The sequence below is a fragment of the Chitinophaga filiformis genome, from assembly GCF_021646545.1.
Classification (GTDB): Bacteria; Bacteroidota; Bacteroidia; order Chitinophagales; family Chitinophagaceae; genus Chitinophaga; species Chitinophaga filiformis_A.
Genome location: NZ_JAKIRP010000001.1, coordinates 501,674 through 517,624 on the forward strand (window position 1 = coordinate 501,674; position 15,951 = coordinate 517,624).

At 46.0% G+C, this 15,951-nt stretch carries 14 protein-coding genes; 7 read left to right on the forward strand and 7 right to left on the reverse strand.

All coding sequences use genetic code 11. The features are described 5' to 3' along the window. Nucleotides 1-329: 329 nt before the first annotated feature. From L3C95_RS35075 to L3C95_RS02035, 3 genes are all read right to left on the reverse strand, one after another. Entirely contained in the window at nucleotides 330-2,372 is a 2,043-nt protein-coding gene (locus L3C95_RS35075) for a thioredoxin domain-containing protein (RefSeq protein WP_236384667.1), read from the reverse strand. Nucleotides 2,373-2,507: 135 nt separating this feature from the next. Further along, nucleotides 2,508-3,299: a uroporphyrinogen-III synthase gene (locus L3C95_RS02030; protein ID WP_410682353.1), complete on the reverse strand. Its 792-nt coding sequence runs from the start codon at nucleotides 3,297-3,299 to the stop codon at nucleotides 2,508-2,510. A 41-nt stretch (nucleotides 3,300-3,340) separates the two neighbouring features. Then, entirely contained in the window at nucleotides 3,341-4,396 is a 1,056-nt protein-coding gene (locus tag L3C95_RS02035; RefSeq protein ID WP_236384671.1) for a DUF4271 domain-containing protein, read from the reverse strand. Nucleotides 4,397-4,934: 538 nt separating this feature from the next. On the opposite strand from L3C95_RS02035, the gene hemW reads away from it, so the two are divergent. Further along, nucleotides 4,935-6,059 carry a radical SAM family heme chaperone HemW gene (hemW, locus tag L3C95_RS02040; RefSeq protein WP_236384673.1) on the forward strand — a complete coding sequence of 375 codons (1,125 nt, stop codon included), beginning with the start codon at nucleotides 4,935-4,937 and terminating at the stop codon, nucleotides 6,057-6,059. A 404-nt stretch (nucleotides 6,060-6,463) separates the two neighbouring features. Here the strand turns inward: hemW and L3C95_RS02045 are convergent, their stop codons facing one another. The 3 genes from L3C95_RS02045 to L3C95_RS02055 form a co-directional block, all read right to left on the reverse strand. Further along, a complete protein-coding gene (locus L3C95_RS02045) occupies nucleotides 6,464-7,639 on the reverse strand; it encodes an aldose epimerase family protein (protein WP_236384675.1) in 1,176 nt (391 codons plus the stop codon). 138 nt (nucleotides 7,640-7,777) lie between these two features. Next, nucleotides 7,778-8,752 (reverse strand): deoxyhypusine synthase family protein, encoded by a 975-nt coding sequence (locus tag L3C95_RS02050; RefSeq protein WP_236384677.1) that lies wholly within the window; start codon nucleotides 8,750-8,752, stop codon nucleotides 7,778-7,780. A 125-nt stretch (nucleotides 8,753-8,877) separates the two neighbouring features. Next, nucleotides 8,878-9,402 carry a hypothetical protein gene (locus tag L3C95_RS02055; RefSeq protein WP_236384679.1) on the reverse strand — a complete coding sequence of 175 codons (525 nt, stop codon included), beginning with the start codon at nucleotides 9,400-9,402 and terminating at the stop codon, nucleotides 8,878-8,880. A 517-nt stretch (nucleotides 9,403-9,919) separates the two neighbouring features. On the opposite strand from L3C95_RS02055, the gene L3C95_RS02060 reads away from it, so the two are divergent. The 6 genes from L3C95_RS02060 (at nucleotide 9,920) to L3C95_RS02085 (ending at nucleotide 15,218) form a co-directional block, all read left to right on the forward strand. Continuing rightward, nucleotides 9,920-10,501 carry an ACP phosphodiesterase gene (locus L3C95_RS02060; RefSeq protein WP_236384686.1) on the forward strand — a complete coding sequence of 194 codons (582 nt, stop codon included), beginning with the start codon at nucleotides 9,920-9,922 and terminating at the stop codon, nucleotides 10,499-10,501. Nucleotides 10,502-10,549: 48 nt separating this feature from the next. Next, nucleotides 10,550-11,170, forward strand: coding sequence for a DUF2911 domain-containing protein (locus tag L3C95_RS02065; protein WP_236384687.1), 621 nt, complete (start codon nucleotides 10,550-10,552; stop codon nucleotides 11,168-11,170). 554 nt (nucleotides 11,171-11,724) lie between these two features. Beyond that, the gene (locus L3C95_RS02070; RefSeq protein WP_236384689.1) at nucleotides 11,725-12,864 is read left to right on the forward strand and encodes a cystathionine gamma-synthase; all 1,140 of its coding nucleotides are present in this window, start codon (nucleotides 11,725-11,727) and stop codon (nucleotides 12,862-12,864) included. Between the two features lie 235 nt (nucleotides 12,865-13,099). Continuing rightward, entirely contained in the window at nucleotides 13,100-13,873 is a 774-nt protein-coding gene (locus L3C95_RS02075; RefSeq protein WP_236384690.1) for a TIGR02757 family protein, read from the forward strand. 13 nt (nucleotides 13,874-13,886) lie between these two features. Then, the gene (locus L3C95_RS02080; RefSeq protein WP_236384693.1) at nucleotides 13,887-14,846 is read left to right on the forward strand and encodes a DUF6263 family protein; all 960 of its coding nucleotides are present in this window, start codon (nucleotides 13,887-13,889) and stop codon (nucleotides 14,844-14,846) included. A 45-nt stretch (nucleotides 14,847-14,891) separates the two neighbouring features. Beyond that, complete coding sequence (locus L3C95_RS02085; RefSeq protein ID WP_236384695.1) at nucleotides 14,892-15,218, forward strand: hypothetical protein; 327 nt, start codon at nucleotides 14,892-14,894, stop codon at nucleotides 15,216-15,218. A gap of 6 nt (nucleotides 15,219-15,224) precedes the next feature. On the opposite strand, the gene L3C95_RS02090 is transcribed toward L3C95_RS02085, so the two are convergent. After that, nucleotides 15,225-15,890, reverse strand: coding sequence for a sterol desaturase family protein (locus tag L3C95_RS02090; RefSeq protein ID WP_236384699.1), 666 nt, complete (start codon nucleotides 15,888-15,890; stop codon nucleotides 15,225-15,227). Nucleotides 15,891-15,951: the final 61 nt, after the last annotated feature.

Consider the following 15,951-nt stretch of genomic DNA (forward strand, 5'->3'; position numbering starts at 1 on the left):
GACCCTAAAGTTGTTAAGGGCAACTTCAGAAATTTAGCGGTTGTTCTACTTGTTGGTTTCACTTTTTAAATTCATTCCCTTTTTTGGAAGGTATTTTTCTTCAAAGTCAGCACTCTACCCCTCTGCTCAATCTCTCTCCACTCTTAAGCAAGATAACAAATGTAACGATTAATTTTAATCCGTAGTTAGTTTTCATCCAACTTTTTCATGCCCCCTGAGGGAAGCGTGACGTTTAAATTAAACGTGCTTTTTAACATTTTATTATATCTTCCAAAATCATTTTTCCGTGCGCTTTTTACACAGATATGGTCATGCAAGATACATAAATATTATTTTAAATTAATTATTTCCTCTATATAATTAACTGGCTTAATACAATGATAATGCTCACAGACATATATAAGCGTCTCTCCTGGCCGTTCCCTCTGCTCTAACAGCGGGATTCCGGGTGTATCAGTTGTAGCTCCCAATATTACTTTAAACGGAATATAATGCCTGTTAGTATCCTGCATCCGGGATTTATAATCTTTTCCTACCACCGCTATCTCTTTTACTCCCTGCACCAGCTGTAATAACAGCCCCGCCCATACGCCAAAGGAAGTGGAATACCTCACCGCCATCTGCGACTGCCCTGCCAGCATAGCTACGCCCCGCTCTGACCACTGTTTTTTGTCATAAACGATTGATAGATAGAGCAGATTTGACGCCATTACGGCATTGCCACTGGGAGTGGCTCCATCATAAACTTCCTTCTTACGTACAATTACATCGGTTTGGCCGGCTTCCGTATAGTAGAAATAGATGTCCCCTTCATCTGAAAAGTTCGTAATGACATACTCCGTTATTTCCCGGGCTTTTTCTAACCAATCAGCATCTCCTGTTACTTCCTGCAAAGCGATCAAAGCACGTACCAGCCACGCATAATCATCCAGGAATGCCGGATATTTCGCTACGCCGGCTTTAAATGTATGAAAAAAAGACTGTTTATCAAGCTGTTGCAGATTATTCAGGCAAAATTTCATTGCATTTACGCCCATCTCCCGGTACTTCTCTACCCCAAGTGCGGCGTAAGCCCTACAACAAGCGTGTATCATCAGCGCATTCCACCCCAGTATGATCTTGTCATCCAGCCCCGGCCTGATCCGCTTCGCCCGCACCGCCATCAGTTTTTCTCTGCTCACTGCCAGGTTTCTTTCCAATGCTTCTTCGGTCATCCCGTTCTCCGCCGCAAAAACCGACGCCGGCTTCGTGATCCATAAGATATTGGTTTCCTCCCAGTTACCGTGTTCCGTTACATCATAGAACGCACAGAATAAGGCGGCATCCGGCCCGAGCACCGCTTCTATTTCCTCCCGGCTCCAGGTATAGAATTTCCCCTCTACACCTTCAGAATCTGCATCCAGCGCACTATAAAAGCCGCCGCCGGCATCCGTCATCTCCCTTTCCACAAAGCCAAGGGTATCTGCTATCGTGCTTGCATACAACTCATTCCCCGTCAGCTGATATGCCTCACTCATCACATCCACCAGCAACGCATTGTCATACAGCATCTTCTCAAAATGGGGCGCCAGCCATTTGGCATCCGTGCTGTAACGGGCAAATCCGCCGCCCAGCTGATCATAGATCCCTCCCTGGATCATTTTATCCAGGGATAACAGGGCCTGTTGTAGCGCCTGTGGCTCATTGAAACTATGGTGATACCTTAGCAGGTACTGAATAATAAATGTTCCGGGAAACTTGGGGGCACTACCAAAGCCTCCCCATATTTTGTCTCCCTGCTGCATCATGTTGCTGAAGATCGTGTTACACTGTTCCCGCGTAAACAACTCTTCCTTCGGCACCAATTGCAGATCAATGGGTTTCTCACCGAACCGGGAAGCCTGCGTCAGGTGCTCCCGCATGTTTTCTGCCTGTGTTTCAAGATCTTCCCTGCGCTCCCTGAAAGCCTGGGACAAGGCCAGCAACACTTCCTTCCAGGAAGGACGGTTAAAAGCTTTCACGGGAGGGAAATAAGTTCCTCCGTAAAACGGCAGTTTATCGGGTGTCAGGAACACATTCAGCGGCCAACCGCCGGAACCTGTCATTGCCTGCACCGCATCCATGTAGATGTGGTCCAGATCGGGACGTTCTTCCCTGTCTATCTTGATATTAATGAAAAGCTCGTTCATGATACGGGCGGTTTCTACATCTTCGAAACTCTCCCGCTCCATAACATGACACCAGTGGCAGGCGGCATATCCGATACTGACTAAAATAGGTTTATCTTCTGCTTTGGCCCTTTGCAGCGCTTCATCTCCCCATGGATACCAATCTACCGGGTTGTGTGCGTGCTGCAGCAGGTAAGGACTGGTTTCTTTCGCTAGTCTGTTCACAGTTATGGTTATTCTGTTGTTTTTCTACAGTATTCTGGTTTGCCAGTATTCCCTAATCCCCTTTTGTTACCCAAATATAACAAAGGGACAGCTTTTGCTGTCCCTTTAATCAATTATTTTCCGGTAATTTTCGTGTTATTTTTTGTTTATCGCCGCCAGGTATTGCTCAAGAGCCGCTACCATAGAAGGCGCCTGCGGAGTAGGGGCTTTCACATCCAGCCTCAGGCCTGCCTCCTCAACAGCTGCTGAGGTAGTAGGACCAAAAGAGCCGATACGGGTGCCATTCTGCTCGAACTTCGGTACGTTCTCAAACAGTGATTTTACACCGTAAGGACTGAAGAAGACGATCATATCATATTCAGTAGCTTCCAGCAACTCCTTCACGTCGTTAGAAACTGTTTTATACAGTGTGGCAGTGGCGTATTCGCACTTATTGGCTTTCAGCCATTCTTCAATGTCTTTTCGCTGACTATCAGAGCTGGGGAACAGGAACTTTTCATTGTCACGGTGCTTGTTCATCACTTCCAGCAGGCTTTTGGTAGACCCGTCAGCACCGTAGAATACCTTACGTTTCCGGTACAGGATGAATTTCTGCAAATACAGGGCAATAGCTTCTGTGATACAGAAGTACTTACAGTCCTGCGACACCTTGATCTTCATTTCCTCACAGATCCTGAAAAAATGGTCTACAGCGTTCCGGCTGGTAAAAATAACAGCCGTAAAATTCTGTATGTCAATCTTTTGTTTCCTGAAGTCTTTTGCGGACAGTCCCTCCACCCTTATAAACGGATAAAAATCCAATTTTACATTGAATTTTTTCGCTAGTTCAAAGTATGGTGATTTTTCTGTTTCAGGCTTAGGTTGGGAAATTAGAATTGACTGAATGTGTTTTGCTTGCAAATCTTTTTTTGGCCCGCCTTTAATCATACGTTTTTTTGCTCTTGTGTTAACAATAGGCGGTTTTAAAATCAGAGACCGCCAGTTAACGCGACCAGCAACACCTTAGTTATTATTAAAACCGGCGCTACTTCGAATGCGCAAAGGTAAAGAAAAAAATGCAATCTGCTGAAAGATAAGTATTGTTTTACCACTGAATACGACCTGATATACCGGTACGCCACCAATAAAACAATAAAGAATATAGAGATATACATAAAGGCTTTTGCCAATTCCGGCGTACAAAAAGCTAAGATCACCAGGAACGGCACCAGCAAAATGCCCAAAACTTTGTTGATCAGGTACAAAATAAAAATATAGGCATCTGCCAGTTCGCTACTGCCGAATAACCAGCCACAGAAGCGCAGCATCAGGTACTTTACCCCATACACTATCGCCACCAGCACGATCAGGCCAGGTATGGCCATCCAGGCGGTATTGCTGGGAATATACTGCTGACGGTACATCAGCAGGTAGAGGTACAATGCCAGGCTGATCACAAAAAAGCTGTTCAGCAGGAAGTTTGGGAAAGGCGACTGCGATAACTGGTCCTTCAGCTGGCGTTGACTCAGCGTGGGGTTCATAAATGCCCGGAACAGGTCAGAGAAGTATTTCAGGTAACTCAACCGGATGATTCCCAGCAGCAACACAACACCGGTCATCACATATACCAGCCAGTCAAGATCTTCATATACTCTCAGCTTGTTCACATCCAGCCGGGAGGGTTTATTACTCCTTAAAAATACATTCTTTGCTGTCAGATCTTTCAGGAACAGATCATAGGCCGTTTCCTGTCTCGAAGGTACAACAGCCTGCTGCTGTACGCTGTCAGCCGCGGCCGCTGTAGTGGGAGGAACCACTGCGGCCGGGGTTACCGGAGCAGCGGGCGTATTCACAACAGGCGCCACCGGAGCAGCAGGCCTTACAGCACTGCCGGTTATTATCGCACCTGTACTGTCTTTCCTGACTACCGGCACCTTCTTTTTCACTGGCCTGGCAGCCGTATCACGGGGGATATTCTGCACTTTTGCAGGTGCAGTCTGGACTGCCGGCTCCTGCCGTACAGTACTATCCGTCTGAGCAGCCAAACGTAAACAGGGTATAATGAACAGAAACAATAACCAGTTGCGCACCAGGAAATATTTTTTAAATGCCGTGTAAAGTTGCGGGCAAAGATATAAAAATTGTCCATCCTCAGTACCTCGTATGCTATAATAACCATATACTTATTTAAGCATATCCACCCACTCCCGATATCCGCATCCGGGACTACAAATGCAAACATCTACAGTCCTCTTTCACCTGCCCGGTCTCAATTGATGAACACCCGGCACTGACAGACGGATTACAGATACCAAAACCCTTCCGAGGCTGTATCATTTTCTATTAACGCAGCACTTCATGTTTTTGATATACTGTCCCGATGGTTCACCATTGCTATGCTGGCAACGACCGGTACTGCTACCCGTGCGGGCAGTATATTGTCATCCAGATTGACGGGGCCTGTGTCGTCCGGAAGAATATACCTCACTATTAGCGTACCTTTGCCGCTGCTTTCATTGGGATCTCCCTTGCTTATAAGAAGATGGCAGAGAGAACAATTCCAATTCATCGAACAACAGAAACATGGCAGGTATCTATCTACATATTCCTTTTTGCAAACAGGCTTGTTACTACTGCAATTTTCATTTTTCCACCTCTCTTGCACAACAACCGGCCCTGATAACGCAAATGTTGCGGGAAATCACCCTGCAAAAGGACTACCTCGCCGGTCAGACTGTTACCAGTATTTATTTCGGCGGAGGAACTCCCAGTCTCCTTAACAAGGACGACCTGCAGCAACTGCTGGATAAACTGTACAATACATTCAAAATATCGCCTGACGCAGAGATCACCCTGGAGGCCAATCCTGACGATCTCAGCCCCGGGAAGCTCCACGACCTGCGCGCCGCCGGCATTAACCGGCTAAGCATCGGCGTACAATCCTTCCATGAGGAAGACCTCCGCTGGATGAACCGGGCGCACGATAGCCGGCAGGCCCTGCAATGCATCCGTGATGCCCAGGCCGCAGGATTTAATAACCTGACCATAGACCTGATCTATGGCGGTCCCACCCTTACAGATGAAGGCTGGGCCGCCAATGTGCAACAGGCGATCGATCTTGGCGTACAACATCTTTCCTGTTACGCCCTTACCGTAGAACCCGGCACAGCCCTGGACCAGTTCATCCGTAAAAAGAAAGTAGCCGCCGTAGACACCGACAAGGCCGCCCGGCACTTTGAGCTGCTCATGCAGTGGACAGCTAAGGCGGGCTATGAACATTACGAGATCTCCAACTTTGCCCTGCCCGGATGGCATTCCCGGCACAACAGCAGTTACTGGCAGTCCCAGCCTTACCTGGGATTAGGCCCCTCTGCGCATTCATTCAATGGCCATTCCCGCCAATGGAACATCGCCAACAATGCCCTTTATATCAAAAGCCTGGAGCAGGACACCGTTCCTTTTGAACTGGAGGAACTGACGCCATCCATGATGTTGAACGAATACATCATGACCACCCTCCGTACTTCCCAGGGCTGCCTGCTGCCTGTCGTGGCTGAGCGCTTTGGTACCGAAAAACGCGATACCCTGCTGAAAATGGCCCGTCCCTTTATTGACAAGGGCTGGATGGTGCTGAAAGAAGAAGCGTTAGTATTGACCCCGGAAGGCAGATTGTTTGCAGATGGTATTGCTTCCGACCTGTTTTTCTAATACACTTAAGATATAGTTGGTATTCGGTACAGATTCGGTGAAGTCTATAGCTTATAGGCTCTCTACTAGAGCGTTAACCCGGCTATTGTATAGCCACGGCTATAGAATAGCCGGGTTAACGCAGGCCTACAGCGCCTGTAGATATAGCGTCGAAGTATAGTCGAAGCGAAGTCGCACCGAAGCTTAACCGAGGATTAAACTTCGATTTAATCAGGATTTAACAATGCTTCTCCTATGGCTAACTTACGTTGATCTTACGTTCAAAGACGTAGCATGAACGTAAGATGACCATAGAGAACCATTGTTTGTACCTGATCAAAAGGAGACCAAAACGAATGTAAAAGCATGAAAAAAGCCATAGCACCCGCAGGTACTATGGCCCATAATTATCTTAAAATCCCGCCTTATTTCACACCAAACTTGTACACACAGGTAGAAGTATAGGTCTCTCCCGGTTTCAGCACCACTGAAGGGAAAGATGGCTGGTTTGGAGAATCAGGATAGTGTTGTGTTTCGAGGCAGAAAGCACCACGGTGAACGTAGGTTTTACCTTCCTTGCCCTTGTCGGTACCATCCAGGAAGTTACCGCCATAGAACTGTACGCCAGGCTCTGTCGTCCAAACTTCCAGGAAACGGCCGCTCTGTGGCTCCTGTACGGTAGCTGCCAGTGACAGTTCCTTACCTTTCTTGTTCAGTACATAGTTGTGATCATAACCTTTACCAAATTTCAGCTGCTCGAAGTCAGCATCCACTCTCTCTCCGATTTTGGTAGGAGTGGTAAAGTCCATCGGCGTGCCTTTTACAGGCTCCAGTTTACCCTTAGGGATCAGGGTACTGTCAACCGGGGTATATTTATCGGCATTGATATACATGATGTGATCATTGATATCCCCGTTACCAGCGCCATGCAGGTTAAAGAAAGAGTGATTGGTCAGGTTTACTACAGTAGCCTTATCGGTAGTAGCAGTATAATCGATCTTTACCTCATTGCTGTCTGTCAGCTCGTAAGTAAGCGTGATGTCCAGATTGCCGGGATATCCCTCTTCACCGTCTTTTGACAGGTAGTGCAGTTTCAGGGTGTGATCATTAGGCTGCTCAGCATCCCATACCACGTCATTGAAGCCTTTTTTACCGCCATGCAGGTGATTTGCACCATTGTTTGTAGCAAGGGTGTATTCTTTGCCATCCACTTTGAATTTGCCTTTGGCAATACGGTTACCGTAACGTCCAACAATACCGCCATAATACCTTTCCTTGGTGTTCACATACTGGTCGATGTTGTCATAGCCCAGTTCCACATCCGCCAGTTGGCCCTGCTTATCGGGAGCCAGCAAGCTAACGATCTTGGCGCCATAGTTTGTGATGGCTACCTGGAGATTGCCTTTTTTCAGGTGGTACAGTTTTACCTGTTTACCATCAACCATTTTGTCAAATGCAGCATCTGATATCTGTCCTGCGGAAACAGTGTCTTGATTCGTACTCATACTATCTGTTGAATTATTGTTGGTTTTTGTACCAGACTGGCAGGCGCTTATGCTTACTGCGGCTGCCACCGTTAGAAGTGGAATAATGTTTTTCATATTTGGAAGTTATAAGGGTACAATATACCCTTTTTATATTAAAACTGATAGTCTTCTGCTAATGTAAAACGCTGATCACCACAAAAAAATGTAATGATCAGCGTTCAATTATATTATTTTATCTGTTGACGGATATTCTTACCAGCCGAGCAGGTAAGCAAATATCAATGGCGCTACAATGGTAGCATCAGATTCGACGATAAATTTCGGCGTATTGATATCCAGTTTACCCCAGGTGATCTTCTCATTAGGCACTGCCCCGGAGTAAGAACCATAAGAGGTAGTGGAGTCAGAGATCTGGCAGAAATAGCTCCAGAAAGGCACATCATGCCATTCCAGGTCCTGGTACATCATTGGTACTACGCAGATCGGGAAGTCGCCCGCAATACCGCCACCGATCTGGAAGAAGCCTACGCCCTTACCAGCGGAATTGTTACGGTACCAGTCGGCCAGCCATACCATGTATTCGATACCGCTTTTCATGGTAGACGCCTTCAGTTCGCCTTTGATGATATAGGAAGCGAAGATGTTACCCATGGTGCTGTCTTCCCATCCTGGTACAACGATCGGAATGTTACGTTCAGCAGCAGCGATCATCCAGCTGTTTTTCGGATCGATCTCATAATGCTCTTTCATCGCGCCGCTTAGCAGCAGCTTGTACATATATTCGTGCGGGAAGTAGCGTTCGCCTTTATCGTCCGCCTCTTTCCAGATCTTATGAATATGTTCCTGTATACGGCGGAAAGCTTCCTCCTCAGGTATACAGGTATCTGTTACCCTGTTAAAGCCATCCTGCAGCAGATCCCACTCTTCCTGGGGGCTCAGGTCACGGTAATGAGGTACCCTTTTGTAATGTGTATGAGCTACAAGGTTCATGATATCCTCTTCCAGGTTGGCACCGGTACAGGAGATAATGTCTACTTTCCCCTGGCGGATCATTTCCGCAAAAGAAATACCCAGCTCGGCGGTACTCATAGCACCAGCAAGGGATACCAGCATTTTACCGCCCTCCAGCAAATGTGTTTCATATCCCTTGGCAGCATCCACCAGCGCAGCCGCATTGAAGTGGCGGTAGTGGTGCTGGATAAATTGAGAAACAGGTCCTTTATTCATGTCCGTTTATAAGTTTAAAATCCAATAGAGAACGGCAAAGGTAAGGAATTAAAAAAAATAGCCCATAATAGCTGCTGCTACTATGGACTATACTGACTATGGACTTTCAACTGATGAACTGACGTCTAAACTTTTTTCAGGTTCTGGTGAACACTCAGGTCGCCGTTAGCACCTGATCTGATCACTTTCCATGTTTTTTCACCTTCCAGTGTTACATAATAAACGGTAGAGCCTTCACTCTCAAATTCTACAACCCAGCGTACCTTATCTTTAGGATAACGTTTTGCCAGTTTGTTTGATACAGCCAGGGGCAGATACTGCTCGTCAATATAACGGCGGGTAGCCAGCAGGTTACCATCTCCGTCAAAATAAGCAGTTACGCTGCGTGCGTTCAGACTAAACTTAGCCATGAACGTTTTGTTGTCTTCACTGTACCACTTAACATCTGAAGCACCGGCAAACTCTTTATTAAGTGCCTGTTTCAGTTTGGTAGTGGCTTCCATTTCTTTGGTGCCAGCAAAGGCAAATTGTGCAGAGAAGAGAAGTACTGCAGCAAATAAAAGGAGCATTCTCCTGAACCGGTTACCTTGCAACCGGTTGACATCCACAGATGTCGTAGTGTTGTTAATTGAATTGATGCTAGGTTTCATGGCGGAAACTTTTTTGTTTGTTTTGTGATGTAAATGTACATGTAAGAATGTGTGCGGGTCAAATGCTTTGTTATAAGTGGATACGCTAGATTACTTGGCTAAAGTCACTTATATCGCTGGCATGTTGAACTTACTCCACCTTTTCATATACTTCCTTTGCCATGCACATGTTGCACTGAAAGCCCGATTGTTGCAACGGTCTCCGTTAAGCTTTTGTTAAACTGGACGGGAAATTCCACAATCATGACGAATGGAATTTTTTGCAGTTCTTTTGTCCCCTTTATCAATGGTTAACGATTTTTATTCACTGTTTAACTTCGGGTTGTTATCAACATGACGATACAAATGTCAGCACATTTTTCTTCTCCGGCAATCACCATAAACGGTATAAAAGCTCACCTAAAGCGGTGATTTAACAAATTGATTGACAGTCTTAACACACACGTAACATTGAAGCTGTATAAGCATCTCCGCAAGCAAAATACACCAGCTGCAAAAGTTATTCTATCTTCAGTGTATGAATTACCTGGCCCACGCATATCTCTCTTTTCATGATCAGTCGCTTATAGTGGGCAACATGATTGCCGATTATGTAAAAGGAAAACAATGGCAGGAGTATGCACCGGCTATACAGCAAGGTATACAGTTACACAGGGCTATTGATAATTTTACAGATACACATCCTGTTACAATGGCCGCCAGAGAGTATTTCCAGCCATCATGTGGCAGGTATAGCGCTGTATTCATCGACATCGTATATGATCATTTCCTGGCCACAGATACTACCATCTTTACAGCTGCGACGTTATCTGCTTTTTCGAAAGAAGTATATGCTACTTTAGCCGGTCATCATGCAATACTGCCGCCTGTATTCCAACAGGTATTCCACTATATGCGGCAACATGACTGGCTGTATGGATACAGGTTTATGGACGGTATTTATAAGAGCTTCAGCGGTATCGTACACAGGGCTAAATATCTTGAAGTAACGGCGGATGCTCCTTTTGCAGTACTGGAGGAACATTACGATACACTCGCTGCACATTACCGTACATTCTTTCCCGAATTGACTGCCTTCGTTAAAACTTACCCGCATTAAATCGTACGTTTGCACTATTATTCTTAACATCTGAATTGATAGCCAACAATGAAAAATTTAGTACGAGTAATGCTGCTTATCGCCATAGCAGGCCTCACCAGCCTTTCCAGCTATGCGCAGGACAAAAAGATGCCCCCTTTAGATGCCAGCCCTATGGACATGGCGTACTATCCTGTAATGTATCCCTACGTCGTGAAAGTAAAAGGCGAACCCGGATCACTGGTAGCGCGTGTTATTTACAGCCGTCCGCAGAAAAAAGGCCGAAAGATCTTCGGCGAACTGGAATCTTATGGCGAGATCTATCGCCTGGGCGCCAATGAAGCCACAGAGATAGAGTTCTTTCGCCCTGTTGTAATCGGTGGCAAAACGGTTCCTAAAGGACGTTATACGCTCTATGCGCTTCTTTCCGAACAGAAGTGGACAATGATCGTTAATCGTGAAACTGATATCTGGGGTGCATTTAAATACGATCAACGCAAAGATGTAGTGAGAACAGATGTGCCGGTTAATAAACTGAATACACCTGTAGAACCATTCACCATCGTTTTCGAGAAAGCAGATTACGGCGCTAACCTCGTAGTGGCCTGGGATACTACCAGCGTAAGCCTGCCTATCAAATGGTCTGAAAAAGCAGCTGCGGCTTCCGCAAAGACTGATAAAAAGAAATAACAACCCGTTCTGATCATTAGTAGGATACTACAGATCAACATGTGAATACGAGATCATCTTACCCCAACCGAAGGAAGATTGTTTACACTACAGATTAAAAGATAAAAGCGAAGAGGTAATAGCTTGCTATTACCTCTTCGCTTTTTAATTAAGTAAGAAAAAGGCGGTAAGATTACCGCCCACGAATTTTAACCATATCCTATGAAAAACCTTTTCAAATGTAGGGCGAATTACTGCGCGGAAACTACGGTTTCGGCTGAGTGAACAAATTTTGTTCGTGAATGTTGCATTTTCTTCGGTGAAGGATATTTTAAAAGCGATTTCGGACAAAAACCAGGCCTGTAGGGCGTATTTATACCTCAGTCTGGCATTGCGTGGAACTACTTATTGAGCTTTTTTATTATCTGATGACCTATCTTATTGGAAGTCTTAGAGATAGCACTCACAGCGTTAACTATATGCAGGACCTTTGCCCTTTATTCGCCGCAATGCCGGAATTAGTACCTTTGGAACTTTCAGACTAAGAGATCATCTAACAACAAAATATTTCAGGCATGAAGCTGGGAACTAAACTCATACACGCAGGCGTAAGCCCGGATCCATCGACCGGGGCGATAATGACCCCTATCTTTCAGACATCCACCTATGTACAAAGCGCCCCCGGCCAACATAAAGGCTATGAGTATGCCCGTACACAAAACCCTACCCGCGATGCATTACAGGATGCCCTGGCTGCCATCGAGAATGGTAAATACGGCATCTCCTTCAGCAGTGGCCTGGCCGCAACTGATGCCGTGTTAAAGCTGCTCAACCCGGGCGACGAGGTGATTGCCTCTAACGATCTGTATGGCGGCACTTACCGTATTTTCACCAAGGTGTTCGAACGGTATGGCATTAAATTCCATTTTATCGGCATGCAGGAGGCGGAAAATATCCGCAAGTATATCAATGCCAACACAAAGCTGATCTGGATAGAAACTCCCACCAATCCACTGCTGAACATCATTGATGTTGCCGCCAGCGCCAAAATTGCGCAGGAACATAATATCCTGCTTTGTGTGGATAATACCTTCGCGTCCCCTTATTTGCAGAATCCCCTGGACCTGGGTGCACATATCGTTGTACACAGCGCCACGAAATACCTGGGCGGTCACAGCGATGTAGTGCATGGCGCCATCATCGTAAAAGATGAAGCCCTGGCCAAACAACTCTACTTCATACAGAACAGCTGCGGTGCAGTACCTGGTCCGCAGGACTGCTTCCTGGTGTTACGCGGACTAAAAACCCTGCACGTACGTATGCAGCGGCATTGTGAGAATGGCGCGGCCATTGCTCACTTCCTCCGCCAGCATCCGAAAGTGGCTAAAGTATACTGGTGCGGCTTTGAAGATCATCCTAACCACCACATTGCCAAACAGCAGATGAGAGGCTTTGGCGGTATGATCTCTTTCACCCTTAAAGACGATAGCCAGGAGGCAGCCTTTAAAGTATTAAGCGGCACCCATCTGTTCTCACTCGCCGAATCACTAGGCGGCGTGGAATCGCTGATAGGACACCCTGCCAGTATGACCCATGCTTCTATACCACGGGAAGACCGTATTGCCAACGGCCTGGTGGATTCCCTCATCCGCCTTAGCGTAGGTATCGAAGATGCAGAAGATCTCATTGCCGACCTGCAGAAAGCCATCGGATAAGCATATTACATACTCCGGTTTGAGGATGTGTCCCTATATACATCCTCAAATCTTTCCCCCGGCTGCAGCCCGGTGTATGTCGGCCTGAAATACTCACAAATACTCACTATCAGTTGTCTATAGAAGATAAACTGTTATCTATATAAATTCCTGTAGTGTGAACTACTTTCCTTATTTTTCGGACTGCCGGCGTACCGCACTCCGGAGTCATCAGCACTAAACCGATCATACCATTATGAAATTCCAGCAACTGAAGGCTTTTTTAGACGCAAAAGCGGCCCACTATAATACCCCCGAATTTATCCCGGGCGATCCTATATGCATCCCGCACAGGTTTACGAAACTTCAGGACATTGAAATTTCCGGTTTATTTGCTGCCATTCTTGCCTGGGGTAACCGTACCACCATTATTAATAAGTGCACTGAGCTGATGAAATTAATGGATGATGCGCCCTACGACTTCATCGTTAATCACAAACCCAAGGAACGGATGAAACTACTCCAGTTCTGCCACCGGACATTTAACGGGGTAGACCTGATGTATTTTGTAGAATTCCTCCAGGGATATTATACAGATATCACTTCCCTTGAATTTGCCTTCAGCGGGCATATCACCCCGGAAGACGAAACCATCGAAAAAGCACTCCGTGGCTTTCATCACATGTTCTTCCTGCCGGAACACCCGGAACGGACCCGGAAACATATTTCAACCCCGGCGAGAAATTCCGCCTGTAAAAGATTGAATATGTACCTTCGCTGGATGGTCAGGAAAGATGAAAATGGCGTGGATTTTGGACTATGGCAACACATTCAGCCATCTCAGCTGGTATGTCCGATGGATGTACATGTTGGTAGAGTGGCCACCAGACTGGGATTGATCCCTGCCGCGAAGTCAGATTGGAAAACAGCGCTGGACTTAACCAGGCAGCTCAGGCAACTGGACCCGCTGGACCCTGCCAAATATGATTTTGCCCTTTTCGGCCTGGGCGTAATTGAAAAGTATGTATAATAAATATAGCGTAATGATGAAGCGATTTTTGGTGTCAATGGCGATGGGAGCAGTGCTGGCTCTGCCTGTAAAAGCCCAGTCAGATGAAAAAAGAGATTATGTAGACCTTGGCTACAGCTTTTTAAAAGGACAACAGTTTGAACTGAAACAGGAGAGCCGCAGTGAAACCTATACTACCGTTGATGATGTGATGCAACGTGTAACACGCGATTTTAACAATACGATCAGCATTAATATTGACGATGTCAGCCCGGGCCATGCCTACCTGACCTTCCGGTATAAAGAACTTAAATTCAATTTCAACGCACGCAACCAGAACATTCTCGTTGATGCGAATGTACCGAACGATAAAGAACCTTTCCAGGCGGCCCTGAAAAGCATACTGGACCATCCTTTTACCGTAGACCTCGCGTCTACCGGTTTCATTAACAAGATCACCGGGCTGGATGAATTGCTCGATAAGGCATCTGCTACCTTCACCAACCTGAAAGAGGATGAGCAGGAAGCCTACAAGAAACTCATGAAAGATCAGTTTGGGACCAATGCCTTCCGCTCATGGCTGGAACAACTCCTGATAATATATCCCGTACGCAGCATCAAAACCGGTACCCGCTGGGAAGAGAATGTGCCTATCCGCACAGGCCTGGTAGGAAATATTGACCTGTACTGGAACCTGCAGACCTGGGATGCACAGACTGCCAAGATCAATGGTACCGGCAAGGTTTCCACCAATAAAGTAGAAACCTTCACCATTGAGGATGGTATAGAGGCTACCGCCGAGATCAGCGGAGACATTATGACCAACTATCTCATTGACCGTAATACCGGCTTACCCAGCATCTGTGCACAGAATACAGAAATGAACGGTACTTACACGTATAAGGCCAATAAGGCTAAACGGATCAAGAAAGATATCAAGGTGCCGGTGAAGATAGTGACCAACGCCTCCTACAAGATCAAACAAATGAAATAACATACAAAAGGTCCCGTCGCTGACGGGACCTTTTTACTTTTGTATATGATACAATTACTTCCGGAAACTACCTTACAATTATCAGCAGATGCTGTCCTGCAGACTGCTCCGGGTATTACTTATGATCAGTTGGAAGCATTACTGGCAGAAAAACTCGAGTTCCTGATCAGTACAGACTTTCAGCAATTTGTGCTACTGCTATATAAAGTCGATGTCTCAGAGTCTAAGATCCGCAGCATACTGGAATCAGATCTTACCCCAGGGGTGTATAGAAAGATAGCCGCATTGCTGATAGAAAGACAACAGGAAAAGATCATTGCCCGTAAAACTTATAGCCAGCCTCCACCAGATGATGGTGAAGAGAAGTGGTGAACAGGATTATTGCTTGTTGAACATCAGTTCCCTTACTTTCTCCTTGTCTTCCTTCTCCTTTTCCAGGTCAAAGCTTGTCCCGAAAATATGATCCCACATACTGGAACTCACTCCGAACCCTTTCTCATCGCCTTTATAATGGTGCAGATGGTGGTTACGCCACAATGGCTTCAGGAATTTGGCAGGTGGATTCCAGGCATGAATAGCATAGTGCATACTTCCATAGATCAGGTAGCCCAGTATAAAACCGGGAAAAAACATAAAAGTATACTCTTTCAGGAAAAGGTACTGTGCGCCGAAAATAACAGAAGCCAGGATCAGGCTGGGCACAGGGGGCATGAATAATCTTTGTTTGTCACGGGGGTACTCATGGTGGTTACCATGCATCACATAGATGATCCTTCTTACTTTTGGATTCTCGCTACTGAAATGGAACAGGTAGCGGTGCATGATGTATTCAAACAACGTCCAGAAAAACATGGCTCCCAGAAAAACTGTCGCTACACGGGCAATACTAAATTCCAATGTGGTATTGCTGTAGTATAACATATAGCTGATAATAGGTACATACATAGCCCATATTACCAGGGGATGTGTTTTGGTGAGCATCTCTAAATACCTGCTTTCAAATAATCGCGCCTGCCCCTTGTTCTTAATCTTATCAAACTTCATAACTCCTTTATTTAATGCAAATAAGTGCTTAAACGAATGATACGTCGTTCCTTAATCCATA